At 68.0% G+C, this 16,227-nt stretch carries 14 protein-coding genes and 1 tRNA gene; 6 read left to right on the top strand and 9 right to left on the bottom strand.

Annotated features, from left to right (window positions below):
* Positions 1–3 precede the first annotated feature (3 nt).
* The 3 genes from SSKA14_RS03330 to SSKA14_RS03320 all read right to left on the bottom strand — a co-directional run bounded on the left by SSKA14_RS03330 (position 4) and on the right by SSKA14_RS03320 (position 4,307).
* Complete coding sequence (locus SSKA14_RS03330) at positions 4–1,305, bottom strand: aminotransferase class V-fold PLP-dependent enzyme (protein WP_008268468.1); 1,302 nt, start codon at positions 1,303–1,305, stop codon at positions 4–6.
* On the bottom strand, positions 1,305–3,707 hold the full coding sequence (locus tag SSKA14_RS03325; RefSeq protein WP_040006952.1) for a TonB-dependent receptor: 2,403 nt from the start codon (positions 3,705–3,707) through the stop codon (positions 1,305–1,307). The genes SSKA14_RS03330 and SSKA14_RS03325 overlap by 1 nt, the downstream gene beginning before the upstream one ends.
* Positions 3,708–3,893: 186 nt before the next feature.
* On the bottom strand, positions 3,894–4,307 hold the full coding sequence (locus tag SSKA14_RS03320; RefSeq protein WP_008268388.1) for a hypothetical protein: 414 nt from the start codon (positions 4,305–4,307) through the stop codon (positions 3,894–3,896).
* Positions 4,308–4,493: 186 nt separating this feature from the next.
* On the opposite strand from SSKA14_RS03320, the gene SSKA14_RS03315 reads away from it, so the two are divergent.
* The 3 genes from SSKA14_RS03315 to SSKA14_RS03305 are packed head-to-tail and all read left to right on the top strand — an operon-like array spanning position 4,494 to position 7,177.
* Entirely contained in the window at positions 4,494–5,321 is an 828-nt protein-coding gene (locus SSKA14_RS03315) for an AraC family transcriptional regulator (protein ID WP_040006950.1), read from the top strand.
* A 13-nt stretch (positions 5,322–5,334) separates the two neighbouring features.
* A complete protein-coding gene (locus SSKA14_RS03310) occupies positions 5,335–6,447 on the top strand; it encodes an alpha/beta fold hydrolase (RefSeq protein WP_040009292.1) in 1,113 nt (370 codons plus the stop codon).
* Between the two features lie 58 nt (positions 6,448–6,505).
* Positions 6,506–7,177 carry a VOC family protein gene (locus SSKA14_RS03305; protein WP_008266465.1) on the top strand — a complete coding sequence of 224 codons (672 nt, stop codon included), beginning with the start codon at positions 6,506–6,508 and terminating at the stop codon, positions 7,175–7,177.
* 1 nt (position 7,178) lies between these two features.
* On the opposite strand, the gene SSKA14_RS03300 is transcribed toward SSKA14_RS03305, so the two are convergent.
* The 3 genes from SSKA14_RS03300 to SSKA14_RS03290 form a co-directional block, all read right to left on the bottom strand.
* Positions 7,179–8,588 carry a TPM domain-containing protein gene (locus SSKA14_RS03300; RefSeq protein WP_040006947.1) on the bottom strand — a complete coding sequence of 470 codons (1,410 nt, stop codon included), beginning with the start codon at positions 8,586–8,588 and terminating at the stop codon, positions 7,179–7,181.
* Positions 8,585–10,420: a M3 family metallopeptidase gene (locus tag SSKA14_RS03295; RefSeq protein ID WP_040006945.1), complete on the bottom strand. Its 1,836-nt coding sequence runs from the start codon at positions 10,418–10,420 to the stop codon at positions 8,585–8,587. The genes SSKA14_RS03300 and SSKA14_RS03295 overlap by 4 nt, the downstream gene beginning before the upstream one ends.
* Positions 10,421–10,494: 74 nt before the next feature.
* Positions 10,495–11,001 (bottom strand): hypothetical protein, encoded by a 507-nt coding sequence (locus SSKA14_RS03290; protein ID WP_008266362.1) that lies wholly within the window; start codon positions 10,999–11,001, stop codon positions 10,495–10,497.
* An 81-nt stretch (positions 11,002–11,082) separates the two neighbouring features.
* On the opposite strand from SSKA14_RS03290, the gene SSKA14_RS03285 reads away from it, so the two are divergent.
* On the top strand, positions 11,083–11,709 hold the full coding sequence (locus SSKA14_RS03285; protein WP_008264621.1) for a YiiX/YebB-like N1pC/P60 family cysteine hydrolase: 627 nt from the start codon (positions 11,083–11,085) through the stop codon (positions 11,707–11,709).
* A gap of 54 nt (positions 11,710–11,763) precedes the next feature.
* On the opposite strand, the gene SSKA14_RS23940 is transcribed toward SSKA14_RS03285, so the two are convergent.
* The 3 genes from SSKA14_RS23940 to ubiA form a co-directional block, all read right to left on the bottom strand.
* Complete coding sequence (locus SSKA14_RS23940) at positions 11,764–11,925, bottom strand: hypothetical protein (protein ID WP_198283595.1); 162 nt, start codon at positions 11,923–11,925, stop codon at positions 11,764–11,766.
* Positions 11,926–12,197: 272 nt separating this feature from the next.
* Positions 12,198–13,622 carry a TIGR00366 family protein gene (locus tag SSKA14_RS03280; RefSeq protein ID WP_008264786.1) on the bottom strand — a complete coding sequence of 475 codons (1,425 nt, stop codon included), beginning with the start codon at positions 13,620–13,622 and terminating at the stop codon, positions 12,198–12,200.
* A gap of 269 nt (positions 13,623–13,891) precedes the next feature.
* Positions 13,892–14,785, bottom strand: coding sequence for a 4-hydroxybenzoate octaprenyltransferase (gene ubiA / locus SSKA14_RS03275; protein ID WP_008266249.1), 894 nt, complete (start codon positions 14,783–14,785; stop codon positions 13,892–13,894).
* A 149-nt stretch (positions 14,786–14,934) separates the two neighbouring features.
* Here ubiA and SSKA14_RS03270 point away from each other — a divergent pair.
* Together SSKA14_RS03270 and SSKA14_RS03265 are read left to right on the top strand one after the other, a co-directional pair.
* Positions 14,935–15,011 (top strand) — tRNA-Arg (locus tag SSKA14_RS03270).
* A 71-nt stretch (positions 15,012–15,082) separates the two neighbouring features.
* Positions 15,083–16,210: a helix-turn-helix domain-containing protein gene (locus SSKA14_RS03265; RefSeq protein WP_040006941.1), complete on the top strand. Its 1,128-nt coding sequence runs from the start codon at positions 15,083–15,085 to the stop codon at positions 16,208–16,210.
* Positions 16,211–16,227: the final 17 nt, after the last annotated feature.

The following is a 16,227-nucleotide window of genomic DNA, read 5'->3' as shown; positions in this document are numbered from 1 at the left end:
GCACTACCCCAACGCCGCCAAAGCCTTCACCAATGCATCCATCTGCTCCGGCCGGGTGAACACCGACGGCGTCACCCGCACGCAGGCGCCGGAATCGAGCCCGTCGCGGTGCGTGGTGAACACCCGATGCTCATCCAGCAGGCGCTTCTGCAGCGCGATATTGTCGGCCGTGCTGGTGCGCCCACGCAGGCGGAAGCTGGCCAGCGCACTGGCCAGCGCCGGGTCCGGCGAGGACAGCACTTCGATATGTGCCATCTGCCGCGCCGGCACCGTCCAGCGCTCGCGCAGGTAGCGCAGCCGCGCCTGCTTGTTGGCCGCACCGATGCGCTGGTGCAGGGCAATCGCTTCCGGCAATGCCAGGTAGGCGGCGAAGTTGACCGTGCCGGTGTGCACACGGCTGCCCACGCGGCCATCGTCGGTCTCGCCCATGTACGGGTCCAGATCCGCCACGCGGCCCTTGCGCACGTACATCGCGCCGACGCCGACCGGCGCACCGATCCATTTGTGCAGGTTGATGCCGACGAAATCGGCCTTCAGCTGCGGCACCGCGTAGTCGATCTGGCCGAAGCCGTGCGCCGCATCGACGATCACATCGATGCCGCGCGCCCGCGCACGCTCGGCGATTTCCGCGACCGGCAGCACCAGCCCGTGACGATGGCTGACCTGGGTCAGCAGCACCAGCTTCAGCCGCGGCAGGCGCGCGAACGCGGTCTCGTAGGCCTGCAGGATCTGCGCGTGGTCCGGCACCGCCGGCAGTGCGATGCGCTCCACCTGCACGCCGCGACGCTGCTGCAGCCAGCGCATCGCGCCGATCATGCTGTCGTAGTCGATGTCGGCGTACAGCACCTGATCGCCGGGCTGCAGGCGGTTGTAGCCGCCGATCAGGGCCAGCATCGCCTCGGTGGCGCCGCGGGTCAGCGCGATCTCGTCGGCGCCCACGCCCAGCAGTTCGGCCACCTGCCGCTGCACCGCCATGTAGTGCGCCGGGAACTCGCGACGGCCGTACCACGCGTTGCCACGGTTCACCTCGGCGGTGTGGCGCTGGTAGCTGGCCAGCGTCTCCCGCCCCATCGCACCCCAGTAGCCGTTCTCCAGGTGGTTCACTTCGTCGGTGATGTCGAAGTGGCTGGCCACCGCGGACCAGTAGGTTTCGTCGTGGGCCAGCGTCTCCGCTGCCACGGTCGTCGCGGGTATCTGCATCGGGCCAGCGTAGCGCGCGGCCGCCTGCGCAGGCAGTGAAGGCAGCACAGCGGCGGCCGGCAGCAAGGTGCCGGCGCGCAGCAGGGAACGACGGGTACGGTCCATCAGAAGCTCAACCGGTACTGTGCGTACAGGTTGGCGCCATCGGTGTCGTACGGCGCGTTGCGCGAGTAGACCAGGCCACGGCTGGCCTGGAAGGTGGCCTCATCCGGGTAGCGGTCGAACACGTTGTCGGCGCCCACGCGCAGGCTGTGGTGCTCGTTGATGCGATAGCCCACGGCCAGGTCGAGGAAGCTCATCGCGCCGAAACGCTGGTAGATGTCGCCCACTGCATTTCCGCTGGAGTCGGTCCAGGCGCCGTAGTAGCGCATGCGCGCCATCAGCGACCAGGCGCCGATGTCCCAGCTGCCGGTCAGGCTGCCCTTGTGCTCGGGCAGGCGGTCTTCGAACAGCACGCGCTGGGTCTCGTTGGTGGCCACCGAGGTGCTGCCGTTGTCCACCCGGGTACGGTTGTAGTTGTAGGCCAGGGTCAGCGTCATGCGGCCCGCGCCGAGGTCGCGCAGGTAGTTGCCGACCACGTCCACGCCGGTGGTGGTGGTGTCGAAGTCGTTGGTGAAGTAGTTCACCGAGGTATAGCCCAGCGGGTTGGGCGTGCCGGCTGGAATGGCGAAGCTGGCCGACTGGCTGAAGCGGTCGGTGAGCTTGATCTGGTACACATCCACCGAGCCGGACAGGCCCAGGTCGGTGCGCCAGGTCAGGCCCAGCGAGGCGGTACGCGATTCCTCCGGCTTCAACGGCTTGGCACCGAGCAGCTGGGCCAGCGGATCATTCGGCGACAGGCGGCCGCTGGTGAAGATCTGCAGCGTGCGCGTGTCCAGGCCCTGGGTGGTGCTGGTGGTGTTGAGCTGCGCCGGGGTCGGTGCACGGAAGCCGGTGGACACGGTGCCGCGCAGGGCCACGTCCGGGGTGATTGCAAAGCGCGCCGAGAGTTTGCCGTCCAGCGTACTGCCGAAGCTGGAGAAGTCTTCATAGCGGCTGGCCGCACCGATGCTCCAGCGCTCGCCCAGCGGCACCTCCATATCCACATAAGCCGCCTTGCTGCGCTGGCTCCACTGCCCGGCCTGGCTGGCCGAGAAGCCCGGTGCGCCATTGGAATTGGCTTCCAGGCCCGCGGCCGCGCCCGGACCCACCGCATACGAGGCCGGGTCACCGGCGCGCACCTGGTAGGTCTCCTGGCGGAACTCGCCACCGAAGGCGACGTTGATCGGTTTGGCCAGCGCGGTCACGTCCCACTCGTAGTTGAAGTCGGCGTTGGCGTTCTTCTCGGTCTGGGTCAGGCGGCCGAGATCGAACGCGGTCGGGCTGGCCGGACCGAGCGAGGCATTGATCGAGTTCTTCAGGCTGTAGTCGATGGCGTTGCGGCCATACGACGCGCTGACATCCCAACGCAGCTTGGGCGTGATCTCGCCACGCAGGCCACCCACCAGCTGCAGGTCGTTCTGGACGTTGCCGTACTGCGGGCTGAAGCCCACCGGATAGATCGAACGCAGGTTCCAGCCGGGGAAGATCGTGGTCGTACGGTAGGCGCCGGTGGTGGTATCGGGGTTGCGCCAGTTGAAATCGCTGACGCCATCGCTATGGCTGTACAGGCCGAAGGCATAGAGCTCCAGCGTGTCGCTGGCGTTGGCCTTGACGTTGAAGCCGACGCGGCGGCTTTCAAGGTCCGGCTGGCCCCAGCGCTGCACCGGGTTGGGTACGTCCAGGTCCGGATGCGCGGCCTGGAACGCGATGGCATCCGGGCGCTGGCGGGTGCGCGAGGTGGCGTCGGAGTTGGACGATTCGGCGAACAGCACCAGGCTGCCGTAGTCACCCAGCGACCAGCCGGTGCGCGCACTGAAGTCGCGCGAGGCGCCGTCGCCCTGAGCATACTGCGAATAGCCGGCGGTGATCTCGGTGCCGGGGCCATCCTCGAGAATGATGTTGATGACGCCTGCAATGGCGTCCGAGCCGTACTGCGCCGAGGCACCATCGCGCAGCACTTCGATGCGCTTGATCGCACTGGTCGGAATCTGCGCCAGATCGGCGGCCTGCGCACCACGGTTGCCCAGCAACGCGCTGCGATGGAAGCGGCGGCCGTTGACCAGCACCAGCGTCTGGTCCGGTGACAGGCCACGCAGGGTGGCTGGGCGCACGAACACCTGGCCGTCGGCCATCGGCAGTCGCTGTACCACGAACGACGGCACCAGCTGGGCCAGCACGTCCTTCAGGTCAGTGGATTCAACCGACTTGATGTCTTCCTTGGTGAACACATCCACCGGCGCCAGCGTTTCGAACTGGGTGCGGTTGGAGGCGCGGGTACCGGTGACCAGCATCGCATCGAGCTGGGTGGGCGCCGCGCGGCTGCCTGCCGAGGCATCGACCGCATCGGCCTCCGCTGCGATCGCGCCTCCTGCGCTGGCCATGGAAAGGGCAAGGAGGATGGAACGCGAAAGCTTCGAACGATGCACGGCAGGGCTCCGGAAGGGCACAACAGGGCCAGCACCTGCGCAGGCACAACAGGCTGGACAAGGCGCGCAGTCTCGGCGCGATCTGTGAAGGAGCCATGACGTGAGTACGACAGCTTGATGCGCCAACCGAGGTTGGCCCCTGTCACACCCCATCACCGCCCCACGCCCCATCCCCGCGTACAGGGGCTAGCCGTTGCCGTTGCCGTTGCCGTCTTCGCCAAACCCGAAACGGGCCGGCCGCGCCGTTCGCAGCGGAACGAACATCAGGGCGGCGAACACCACCACGGCGGGGGTGGACATGATCCAGATGCCCCGGTTGCGAATCCCGATGCCCATGACGTCGGCCTGCAGATCACCGATCCACTGCAGCTGCGTCAGTATCATCACCAGCCCGCCGATGGTCGCGCACGGCAACCCACCGTGACCGGCCCCCAACAACGTCGGTGTCAGGCACCCGCCCAGCAACGCGAAGCCGACGCGGTACACCCAGGGATTGCCGCGCCACCGTGGTGCGCCGAACAACATCATCAGCAGCAGCGCCAGGGTCAGCAGACTCGGCAGTACCCAGAGCATGAGCAGCATCTGGATCACCTCGATCATCGGCCGGGCTCCACTGGCCGGGCATCCCACGCCGTCGTGTGCATCTTCCTGCTCCTGATCTCATCCATGAAGCGCGCATTGTGGCCGGTACGCAGGAAGCGGCAAAGCCCCGGCAGCGCAAGAACTGCTAAACGCCGCGCCTGCCGATCCGCTACTGTGCCCGGCATCGGCTTCAGGAACGGCGGGATGAGCGCGGCAGGCAAGGCATTGTGGTACATCGAAACGCACGCGGATTCGCCGCTGGCACTGGCCGATATCGCAGCGGCGGCCGGGCTTTCGCCGTTCCATCTGTCACGCCTGTTCCAGGCCCGTACTGGCACCTCGGTGGTGCGCTACCTGCGAGGGCGGCGCCTGAGCGCCGCCGCGCAGCGACTGGCCGAGGGTGCGGGTGACATCCTGCCGGTCGCACTGTCGGCGGGCTACACCACCCATGCCGCGTTCACCCGTGCCTTCTGCGAACAGTTCGGGCAGACGCCGGAGCGGGTGCGCGAACACGGCATCGATGGATTGGCACTGGTGCAGGCGATCCGCGTGGACGATGCGCCGGCCGCCTGCACGGAAGCCCCGCGCCTGCTCGACACCCCCGCCTTCCAGGTTGCCGGCATCGGCATGCGCCACACCCGTGACAGTGGCGGTGCGATTCCCGGGCAATGGGCCCAGCTCAACCGTGAATGGCCGGCGCCGGCACCGATCAGTTTCGGTGTGTGCTGCAACAGCGATGATGAGGGTGGCTTCGACTACATCGCGGCACTGCCGGCCAGCGCGCTGTCGACTGTGCCCGCACATTGGCAACGCGTGGCGGTACCGGCGCGTCGCTATCTGGTGGCCTGGCACGGCGGGCACATCTCCAGCATCCGCTCCACGTGGTTCTGGCTGCTGGACCAGTACCTGCCCGGCACCGGCCTCAGCCTGGCCGATGCGCCGGACCTGGAACGCTACGACACCCGCTTCGATGAGCACACCGGCAATGGCGGTGTGGAAATCTGGCTGCCGGTGGACCAACGCCCTCGCTGACATGGAGTTGAAGATGCGCATGAAGGCCGCTGTGCTGGGAATGATCCTGACGGGCCTGGCAACTGTCGCCGCCGCCCACGAAACCGGGTTGGCCGGCGAACGCCACGGCACCACGACAGTAAACAGCGCCGCGGTGCGCGATGTGCAGCACCGCGACGTGCTGCGCTACACGGTCTGGTATCCGGCACAGGCCGGCAGCCGCGAAACCGCGCTGACCATCGGCCCACCCGATGCGCCCCTGTTCGACGTCGGACGTGCAGCGCTGGATGCACCGGTTGCGGGCAAGCGCCTGCCCACCCTGCTGCTCTCGCATGGAAATGGCGGCAGCGCGCGCATGATGGGCTGGCTGGGCACGGCGCTGGCACGCGCCGGCTATCTGGTGATCGCGGTCGATCATCCCGGCAACAACGGTGCAGACGCGATGACCCTGCCGGGCAGCGTGCTGAGCTGGTTGCGCGCGGATGATCTGCGCGCCGCGCTGGCGGCGGTACAGGCCGATCCGGTGCTCGGTGCGCACGTCGATCGCGGTCGATTGGGGGTGGTCGGGTTCTCGGCCGGTGGCTACACCGCGCTGCTGGCCGCCGGTGCACGACCCGACCTGCAGCGGCTGCTGGCGTTCTGCCGTACTCATCCGGATGACGGCGTCTGCCGGCCGCAGCAGGAGGCCGCCACGCACACGATGGAAGCGCGCCTGGCCGCCGCAGCCTCCCCTGCACTGGCCCCCTGGATCTCCCACTCTGACGACGCGCGCGCCATTCCCGGCGTGCGCGCGGTGTTCCTGCTGGCACCCGCGATCGTGCAGGCGTTCGCACCCGGGCAGCTGTCCTCGTTGCAGCTGCCGGTGTCGATCGTGTTGGGCGATGCTGACAAGGTTGCCCCGCCGACGAGCAATGGCGAAGCTGCACAGGCATTGATTCCGGGTGCGACGTTGCTGCGCCTGGCGGATGTCGGCCACTACGATTTCCTGTCCACCTGTACGGCTGCCGGCGTGCAGCGGCTACCGGACCTGTGCACCGCTGCGACGTCAAGGGCGGGAACCCACCAGCGGACGGTGGATGCAGCGACGGGGTTCTTCGACGCTGCGCTGCGTGAGCCGCACGATAACGAACCGTTGCATCTACGGTGACGCGTGCGCAATCCCCGCAGGATTAAACTCGGCGCATGCGCTCCACGGAGGATCGATCATGCGCCTGCTCCACCTGACCCTGCCGGTGTCCGACGTGGCCACCGTCGCCGCGTACTTCCACGACGTGCTGCAGCAGCGCGTGGTCGGCAACCACGTGCACGTCGGCTGGAGCACGATCGAACTGCAGCCCGCCGCTGATCATCCGGTCGGCGGCGTGCACCTTGCCTTCAATGTGCCCGACAACCGCTTCGGCGAGGCGATGGCCTGGCTGCGCGAGCGCACCCCCTTGCAGCGCAATCCAGCGGGGCTGGACTACTTCGCGCTGGAAAGCAGCTGGCAATCACAGTCGGTGTACTTCACCGGTCCCGATGGCCTGATCCTGGAACTGATCGGTCGCCGCCGCCTGCCGGGCAGCATGCGCCAAGGCGCTTTCCACGGCGGCGAGCTGACCTGCCTCAGCGAAGTCGGCCTGCCCAGCCACGATGTCGACAGCGTGCGCGAGCAGGCCAGCCAGCGCTTCGGCCTGCAGCCGATCAGCCCGCCGTCGCCGCAGTTCGCGCCGATGGGCGACGACGAGGGCCTGCTGATCGTGGTGGCGGCCGATCGCCGCTGGTTCCCCGAGCAGAAGGATCTGCCCAACGCGCAGGGCCTGCAGCTGCAGGTCGGCGGTGTAGGCGGCGCGGGTGTTGTGGAAGACGCTTCGCTGGGATGGCGGGTGCAGGCTGCCTGAACTACCAGCTGCCCGACGCGCCACCGCCGCCGCTGCGCCCGCCGCCACCGGACCAATCGCTGGAACTGCTCGAGGATGAACGCGACGACGCGCTGCTGGACGCGCTGCGAGAGCCACCGGATGAGCGCAGGCCGCCGCGTGCCCTGTCAGCCGGCAGCAGGGTGAAGATCCACACGAAGTACAGCACCAGCGTGCCCGCACTCCACCCGATCGTCGCCGCAAGGCGCGCCGCCGGCTCGGCCCGATCGATGGCCAGCAGTGCGAAGAGTGCGTAGCCGGCGCTCAGCAGCAACAACACCGTGAACCGTACCGCGAAGCTGCTGCGATCCTTGTGCCAGCGCGCGCGGCCGGCCTGTACGATGAAAAACACCAGCATCGCAGCAATGCCCACGGCCAGGTCCAGAAGCGTGTGCAGGGCCAGGCTGGGCGGCAACTGGCCCCGCAGCAGCATCACGCCGAAAAACACCCCATTGGCCCCGAGCAGGCCCAGCAATGCAACGCGCAGGCCCCGGCTGCGGCGCCAGCACCAGCCGAGCAGGCTCGCCACCGGTACGCACAGCGCCAGCACGAAGCAGAGCGCTGCCATCGCCTGGCGGGGTGCCCACAGCGCCGCCGCCAGCACACCGGCAGCGATCACCGCAGTCACCAGCACCGGGCGGCCCCAGGCCGGTAACCGCTTCGATCGTGTCTGCGGCGTGGCGGCCGCGCGCGATGTTCCGCGCCGGCGCTGGCGATGCCTGCGCGCGAAGTCGTCCGGCGTCTTTGCCTCGGGCCGCGAGGGCGGCGACCGCCACAGCCCCGCGAGGAAGCCGGCCAGCAGCGCCAGGGCAACCACCGAATCCGCGCTGCGCCAGTCCGGCGGCAGCACGTTGCGTGCCGACGGGTCTTCCCAGCCCGGCAACGCCTCGCCATCGATCAGCGCGACCACGACCTTCGTTCCATCCAGCAGCCCCTGGTCGAGGTCGCCCTCGCGGAAGCGCGGCACGATCGCCTTGTCGATGATGCGCGCGGCGTAGGCATCGGGAATCGCACCCTCCAGGCCATAGCCGGTCTGGAGGCGCACGCGGCGGTCCTGCACGGCCACCAGCAGCAGCACGCCATCATCGACACCGGCGCGGCCCAGCTGCCATTGCTCGAACACCCGCTGTGCATAGGCTTCGATGCCCTCGTCGCCAACCCGGTCGACCACCAGCACCTGCAGCTGCGCACTGGTACGCGCCTGCAGCTGTAGCGCCTGCGTGCGCAGCGCGCTGCGGGTGTCCGGCGACAGCGCATGGGCGGTGTCCACCACCGGATCATCCAGCGACGGCACCGCCACGGCGGCCATCGCCATCGCCATCATCGGCAACAGGCACAGCAGCAACAGCCCTACCGTGGCCCAGGTCCGCCTCACCGCGCGCAGCCTGCTCATGCGCCCTGCCCCTGCTCGATCCGCGCATGCAATGCCCGCAGCTGTGCGGCCAACTGGTTGAACACCTGCAGATCGGCATCCACCAGGGCCGGCCAATCCGGCGCCTGCCCCAGCAGCTGTGCCACCTGCTCGTTCGGCGCGCGGTCAAAGCCTTCGCCCAGCACGGCCAGATAGCGCTGGCGGAACCGCTCAGGGTCGCGCTGGTCCTGCACGTAGAGCTGCACGGCCAACAGCCCTGCATACAGGTAGTTCACCAGATAGTTCGGGTCGTCATACATCAGGCGCTTGCCGATCCAGCTATTGCGCAGCTGCGGATAATGCTCCGGATCCTGGCCGAAGCGTGCCAGCACCTGGCCGGTCAGCGCATCCAGGTCATCGGCGGTACCCAGCGTGTTGTCGGCCACGCCGCGGTAGATCGACTGCTCCAGCTGCGCCTCCTCGGACGAGGTGAACAGCTGCAGCACCATGTCGTCCAGCAGCGACTTCAGGTAGTAGGCCTTGGCCCGCGGGTCCTGCGCCTGCTGGTACAGGCGGTCGCGGAAGCGCAGTTCGTTGTAGATGGCGAACGCCTCGGTCAGCCATGGGCTGCCATTGCGTTGCAGCGGCGACGCATGGCCACGCTGCATCCACTCGCCATGCAGCGCGTGACCGGCTTCGTGCGCGATCTCGACATCGCTCTCCAGCTCGCCGCTGCGCACGCCGACGAACAGCATTGCCGGTACACCAGGAGCACTTACCGGGAAAGCATCCAGGCTGCGGTCACCGCGCTCGGTGGCCAGGTCCATGCGCCGGTTGGCCGGATCGAGCAGCGCGCGCAGCTCGCCGACATATGCCGGGCCCAGGTGCTGCATGGCACCGGCGGCGGTGTCGCGCAGCTGCGGCAGCGTCAGCACCGGCGGTGCGTATCCGGCATCGGGCACCGTGGTATCCCAGAGCTGCGGCGCATCGATGCCCGAACATGCGGCGTGGCGCAGCAGCATCTGCTGGTAGGCGCGCCGATCGGCAGCGTGGCCTTCGATCGCCACCAGCGTGGCATCCACCGCCGCTGTATCCAGGCCCATGCGCTGGTAGCCACGCGCCGGGGCCGAGCCATCGCCCTGCAGGCGTGCAGCGGCATCGTTCACCTGCACCAGCCCCAGCAGCACCGAGGCCATCGGCTCCCGGCGTGACTGAAGGCCTTGCCAGTAACCCTTCCAGCCCGCTTCGCGCAACGCGCGGTCCGGATGCCGGGCCAGGGCCTGCTTGTCGTGCCCGGTATCCCAGTGCCGTCCATCGTGCTCCAGCTGCGGGTACTTGGCCGTGCGCAGGATCTGCCCACGCAGGCGCGCGAAGCTGTCCAGCGCAGGATCAGCCAGCGCCTCCACGGCCTCATCCATCGCGGCATCGGCCGGGGCAGCGGCTTCCTTCAGCGCACGCGCGCGCAGGAACGCATACGGAGCTGCCCACTCGGCGTCAGCGGGCGCCTCACGCAGTGCAGCGCGAGCGGTTCGGGCAATGCGGCTGCACAGCCCCATCACCTGGTCCAGCGCCTGTGCCGGTCGATGATCACGCGCGTTGCGGGCGGCCTGCAGGTGCAGGTAGGCATGATGGCGCAGGCACTGCGCCTGAAGGGCCTCTGCCTGTTGGAAGCGCTCCGCAGGCGCAATGCCAGAGGCGTGCTGCAGGGCGTCCGCGCGCTTGCCCAGCGCGTCGCGCGCAGCCAGCTCGGCCGCCGCATCGGCGAAGTAGGCACGATCGTCGGCCTGCAGCGATTCCGCCCGGATACCGGCAAGGGGGGCCATCGCCAGCATCACGGCAACGGCGGCGGTAGTGCGCATCCTGCGAGCCTGCATCGGCGTCTCCCTGCCTGGGACCAAGCCTTGAGCCTAGCAGCCGCCGCCCGGCCGCGCCTGTGCCGGAACAGGCATCAGATCGACTCATCCTCACGCTTGACCAGCGTCCAGCACGGCGCCTGCGCGAAGGTGTAGGTCTGCTGGTCGCTGCTGTCCGGCGTGCGGATCTGCACCTGGCGCTGGCCATCGGCCAGCGCACTGACCTGCATCTCGCGCCCCTGCCCGGCCAGCGCGGCGGGATCAGGCATCACCGGCCACTCGACGTCGGCCAGTGCCAGGCGACTTTCGACCTTTCGCGGTTCCGGCTCGGCCTCGGCATCGATGTAGCTGTCCAGCAGCGGATCGGCGGTGGCCTTTTCCTGCAACGCGATCTCGTTGCCGAAGTGCTTCAGGAACGCATCGAACTGCGGATAAGGGCATTCAGCACGGGCCGGCGCCGACTGAACCGCTGCGGCCGAGGATGTCGGCGCGGGCGCGGCCGGCGCGGTTTCCGTGGGCGTTGGCAACGGCTCGGGCGTGCAGGCAACCAGTGCCACGCCACAGGCCAGCGTCAGCACTGCGGCAGAATGGTATCGACGCATGGGCTCATCCTGAATCCGGTTGGGTCGCCCCATGCTACCGCGCACCCTACACTTCCCGTATTCCGCCCGTCCGAGAATTCCATGCATCGCTTCCTGCTCCTGATCGGCCTGCTGCTGCCCGCCCTGTGGCCGGCCGTGGCAATGGCCGTCGATGTCCGCGAAGGCGACCTGCTGTTCGTGACCGCCGGCCGCAGCGGCCTCAGCGCGGCCATCGACGATGCCACCGGCAAGCAGGGCGCGCCCAGCTTCGATCACGTCGCGCTGGTCGCTTCCGCGCCGAAAGGGTGGGAGGTACTGCACGCCGACGAGAAGGGGTCGCGCCGGCAGTCGCTGTCCGCGTTCCGCCAGGACGCTCGTGCCAAGCATCGGCAGATCGTGGTCTATCGACTGCGTGCGCCGCAGCAGGCGACCATCAAGGATGCGGTCGCCACCGCACGCACCATGCTCGGCAAGCCGTACAACACGTCATACGTGTTGAACGAGGACAGCTACTACTGCTCGGACTTCATCGAACGCGCCTTCCGCCCGCATCACGTGTTCGCACTGCAGCCGATGAACTTCCGCAATCCGCAGACCGGGCAGATCGCCCAGCACTGGGTCGATCTGTACCACGGCATGGGCATGGAGGTTCCGCAGGACCAGCCCGGCACCAACCCCAACGACATGTCGGCCGCGCCGGTGCTGCAGCGTATCGGCGTGCTGGAATAAGCGAAGCCCCGCACGAGGCGGGGCTTCACCGGTCACGCCGTGTACCGCGCGTGGTCATTCTTCTTCGTCGTGGCCGCCCTGCTGCTGGTTGCGCTCTTTGCGCTGCTGATCCTGTTGCTGCTGCTGTTGCTGCTGGTCACGACGACCCTGCTGCTGATCCTGCTGGTTCTGCTGGCCCGGCTGCTTCTGGTTCGGGTTCTGGTTCTGCTGTGCCATGTCCGTTCTCCGAAAGCCACGCGCGAAATGCGGTGGACGGGGCCATCGTCTGCAGCGATTGGTTAATCAGGCGTGCGTGGGCGGCTACATCTGTGTGTACGCGCGTGAATGAACACGCCAAGGCCCTTGCAGCACAAGCCCATGAAGGATTCATGCGGGTTCGGCATGTGCTCATGCCAGCGTCGGGGCAACGCGCATTCATGGCTGCTGTGGCCAAGAACGCGCGCTGAACGTGGCGGGTGTACCCCACTGCAAGGACACCCGCGCTGGATTCAAGGCATCACCGGCGGCACATACGCCAGGGTCATGCCCAGCAGCCACAGCAGGCCCAGCACCAGCGGGATGTGCACCAGCAGCTGGATGAAGGTGAAGCCAACGATGTCGCGTGCTTTCAGGCCCAGCACACCCAGCAGCGGCAGCATCCAGAACGGATTGATCAGGTTCGGCAGTGCTTCGGCGGCGTTGTAGACCTGCACCGCCCAGCCCAGGTGCGCCTTCAGTTCGTTGGCGGCCTGCATCACGTACGGCGCCTCGATGATCCACTTGCCACCGCCGGATGGCACGAAGAAACCGAGCACCGCCGAATAGACGCCCATCACCAGCGCGAAGGTATCGGTGCTGACTACGTGCACGAACAGGCTCGACAGCCGGTGCGCCAGCGTCTGCCCGTCACCGCCGGCAGCGTGGGTCAGGATCATGGCGATGCCGCCGTACAGCGGGAACTGGATCAGTACGCCGGTGGTGCTCGGTACCGCCTTGGCCACCGCGTTGAGGAAGCTGCGCGGACGCCAGTGCAGCAGCAGGCCCAACGAGATGAACAGGAAGTTGTAGGTGTTGAGGTTGGCGATGGCGGTGACCACCGGCTTGTTGGCGAACTCGTTGAACAGCCAGCCGAACGCCAGCAGCGAGAGCAGCACGGTCAGCAGCGGGCTGTACTCCAGCCATTCGCCCGGGCGCGTGCGTCGCTGCAGCGGCTCCGGCTCGGCCTGCGCGGCACCGGGGAAATCCTCGGCGGTGCGGGCGCTGCCGGCGGCTGGCGCGGTCAACCAGGCGATCAGCAGCGAGACCAGGATCAGTACCGCGGTCAGCGCGATCGACTGCCACAGGAAGATGGTTTCGGTGAACGGCAATACGCCGGTGATCTCCACCAGCCCCGGCGGCATGCTGGCCGGGTTGGCCTGCAGCTGCGCGGCCGACGAACTCAGCCCCATCGCCCACACCGCCCCCAGGCCGAGATAGGCCGACGCACCGGCCGCGCGGTAGTCCATGCGCAGCTCGGTACGGCGCGCCAGCGCGCGCACCAGCAGGCCGCCGAACACCAGCGAGAAGCCCCAGCTGAGCAGCGAGGCCAGCATGCTGACCAGGCCCACGTACACCACCGCGCCACGGCCGGTGCGTGGCACCCGGGCGAGGAAGTCGATGAAGCGCGCGACCACCGGTGCAGTGGCCACGGCATAGCCACCGATGACCACGAAGGCCATCTGCATGGTGAAGGGAATCAGGCTCCAGAAGCCGTCACCGAAGGCGCTGGCGGTCGCCTGCGGGGTCGAGCCGAAGCCCATTGCGGCCAGCGCGACGATGACCACGCCCAGCACCGCGAACACATACGCATCGGGGAACCACTTTTCCGCCCAGGCGGCCGAGCGCAACGCAGCGCGCGCCATCCAGCCGTCCTGTACTGCTGCCGTCGAGGCCATCGCTTACCCTCCCAGGTTCGATGGACCGATTCTGGGCGGTGGGGTGCGGGCTGTCAGCCACCTATTGGTCGTAGGTGGGAGGATGGTCGTGCAGGCCGCCGACCGGCAACCTCGCGATCGCACACGTGTGCAGCCGGCCAGCGGCCGGCTCTACCAAACCCAGGAATTGTCGTAGGTGGCGGAGGCTGGTCGTGCCGGCCGCTGGCCGGCAACTTCGGGATCGTGCACGTGTGCAGCCGGCCAGCGGCCGGCTCTACCAATCCCTTGTATCAACGCAGGGCCAGGTCCACCGCGATGCCGGCGAACAGCGCGGCGCCCACCCAGTTGTTGTGCAGGAACGCCTTGAAGCACGGGCCGCGCTCGCGGTTGCGGCAGATCCAGAACTCGTACACCACCAGCGCGGTGGCCACGGCCACACCGGCCAGGTAGTAGCCGCCCAGCCCACCGCGCACGCCAACCAGCGCCATGGTGGCCAGGAACAGTGCATACAACACGCCCTGGATGACCAGATCGAGATCACCGAACAGGATCGCAGTGGAGTGCGAGCCCATCTTCAGATCGTCCTCGCGGTCGACCATGGCGTACCAGGTGTCGTAGGCGGTGGACCACAGGATGTTGCCGGCATACAGCAGCCAGCCCAGCATCGGCACCTCGCCCTGCACCGCAGCGAACGCCATCGGGATGCCCCAGCCGAACGACATGCCCAGGTAGACCTGCGGCAGATGGGTATAGCGCTTCAGGTAGGGGTAGCTGGCGGCCAGGAACACGCCGATGAAGCTGAGGCCGATGGTCAGGCCGTTCAGGGTAAGCACCAGGCCGAACGCCACCAGCATCAGCACCGCGAACAACACCAGCGCGGCGCGGCCACTGATCGCGCCGGTGGCCAGCGGACGCGCCTTGGTGCGTTCCACGTGCGGGTCGAGCCAGCGGTCGGCATAGTCGTTGATGACGCAACCGGCCGAACGGGTCAACCACACGCCCGCGGTGAACACGAACAGGGTCCACAACGGCGGCAGGCCGCCCGCGGCCAGCCACAACGCCCACCAGGTGGGCCACAGCAGCAGCAGCGTGCCGATCGGGCGATCAGCGCGCATCAGACTCCAGTAATGCCGCCAACGCGGCGTCGCCGGCGACTGCGGCGAAGTGAGGGGGGTATCAGCCATGCCGATAGGATACTCCTGCCCCTCTGGCAGGGCTTTGCCCGTGGGGGGAGATTTGTTCGGCGAAACTGGATAGAATGCCGGTCCCGCACCGCTTCATGGCGCTGCGATGCCCGCCCCGGCACTGGCCGACGGCGCGGCGGTTCTACAACGCGCCCGTAGCTCAGCCGGATAGAGTAGTGGCTTCCGAAGCCATTGGTCGGGGGTTCGAATCCCTCCGGGCGCGCCATCTTCCCCCTTGTTGCCTGTACACCGCTCCCGGTGCTGGACGTTGCTGCGTGCTTCATCAACACTGCAGGCATGACGCCACCGGATCTGCTGAAACTGGCGGCAGGCGCCGCGATTCTCGGCCTGGCCGCATTGTCCACCGGCGTAAGCGTCGGCCGCACGGGGCGTGGCAATCCGCTGCTCACTGCGTTCTTCGCCTGTTTTGCTGCCGCCAGTCTGTCCGGGCTGGTGCTGCTGGGTGGCCAGGCCTGGCTTCCGCCCGATGCCGTTCGCTGGCTGCGCGTCATCGAAGTGCCGTTGGTCTACCTGCTGGGACCGCTGCTGTATGGCCATGCGCGCGCGCTGCTGGCTCCTGTACCGGAATCTGCGCCGGCATTGCGGGCCGGCCATCTGTTGCCGGCCGTCCTCGCGTTCGTCATTTCCCTGTGCAACGCCCTCACCCCCTTCGAGGCGACGCCACTGGGCAGCGCCCTGTTCCAGCTCAGCTTCCACGGTTGGCTGCTGCAGGGGGCGCCGTACCTGCTCGCCACAGCGTGGCTGTCAATCCGCAGGTCCACAAACACGCATGGATCGGCCATGCAGCGTAGTGGGCTGCGCGGACTGGTGGTGGTGATGGCCGGTTGCTGGCTGGCCAGCACCGTGAACCGGTGGCCGCCGGACGCCGCCCCGCTGCTGGCCAGCATCGGGCTGAGCCTGCTGACCACCGCCGGCATGTACCTGCTGGCCTGCTGCGTCGTGCGCCAGCATCTGCGCGCCCCGATGGGGACCGCAGCACCGGGCACGAGTGACGTCATCCCCGTCCCCATCGAGGATTCCACCGTTGCACGCTACGAACGTTCGGGCATCGACGCGTCCCATTGCGCGGCCATCGCCAGCGCACTGACAGCATTGATGCAGGACCAGCGCCTGCATGAAGCCGCTGGGCTCAACCTGCAGCACCTGGCCGAGCGCAGCGGCTGGTCGCCGAACCAGGTCTCGCAGGCCCTCAACCAGGGCCTGGGCCAGAGTTTCTCCGAGTTCGTGAACGGTTTCCGCGTTGCCGCCGCAAGGGCCAGCCTCTCCGATCCGTGCGACCCACGCAGCGTGCTGGACATCGGCCTTGCCGCCGGCTTCGGCAGCAAGTCGACCTTCAACAGTGCGTTCAAGCGCGCCACCGGGCAGACACCCAGCGAGTACCGACGCCGCACCTCGTCCGGCTGAACGTCCAATCCTTCACG

Source organism: Stenotrophomonas sp. SKA14, assembly GCF_000158575.1.
Lineage (GTDB): Bacteria > Pseudomonadota > Gammaproteobacteria > Xanthomonadales > Xanthomonadaceae > Stenotrophomonas > Stenotrophomonas forensis.
The sequence above is the reverse complement of the archived record's forward strand: the minus strand, read 5'-3'. Positions and strand labels throughout refer to the sequence as shown.

Bases quoted from the DNA above. Each gene is read 5' to 3' on its own strand.
- SSKA14_RS03290 (WP_008266362.1), bottom strand. From the start codon at position 11,001: ATGCGTCGATACCATTCTGCCGCAGTGCTGACGCTGGCCTGTGGCGTG.
- SSKA14_RS03305 (WP_008266465.1), top strand. From the start codon at position 6,506: ATGCGCCTGCTCCACCTGACCCTGCCGGTGTCCGACGTGGCCACCGTC.
- SSKA14_RS03315 (WP_040006950.1), top strand. From the start codon at position 4,494: ATGAGCGCGGCAGGCAAGGCATTGTGGTACATCGAAACGCACGCGGAT.
- SSKA14_RS03320 (WP_008268388.1), bottom strand. From the start codon at position 4,307: ATGATCGAGGTGATCCAGATGCTGCTCATGCTCTGGGTACTGCCGAGT.
- SSKA14_RS03265 (WP_040006941.1), top strand. From the start codon at position 15,083: ATGACGCCACCGGATCTGCTGAAACTGGCGGCAGGCGCCGCGATTCTC.
- ubiA (WP_008266249.1), bottom strand. From the start codon at position 14,785: ATGGCTGATACCCCCCTCACTTCGCCGCAGTCGCCGGCGACGCCGCGT.
- SSKA14_RS03310 (WP_040009292.1), top strand. From the start codon at position 5,335: ATGCGCATGAAGGCCGCTGTGCTGGGAATGATCCTGACGGGCCTGGCA.
- SSKA14_RS03280 (WP_008264786.1), bottom strand. From the start codon at position 13,622: ATGGCCTCGACGGCAGCAGTACAGGACGGCTGGATGGCGCGCGCTGCG.
- SSKA14_RS03330 (WP_008268468.1), bottom strand. From the start codon at position 1,305: ATGGACCGTACCCGTCGTTCCCTGCTGCGCGCCGGCACCTTGCTGCCG.
- SSKA14_RS23940 (WP_198283595.1), bottom strand. From the start codon at position 11,925: ATGGCACAGCAGAACCAGAACCCGAACCAGAAGCAGCCGGGCCAGCAG.
- SSKA14_RS03300 (WP_040006947.1), bottom strand. From the start codon at position 8,588: ATGAGCAGGCTGCGCGCGGTGAGGCGGACCTGGGCCACGGTAGGGCTG.
- SSKA14_RS03285 (WP_008264621.1), top strand. From the start codon at position 11,083: ATGCATCGCTTCCTGCTCCTGATCGGCCTGCTGCTGCCCGCCCTGTGG.
- SSKA14_RS03295 (WP_040006945.1), bottom strand. From the start codon at position 10,420: ATGCAGGCTCGCAGGATGCGCACTACCGCCGCCGTTGCCGTGATGCTG.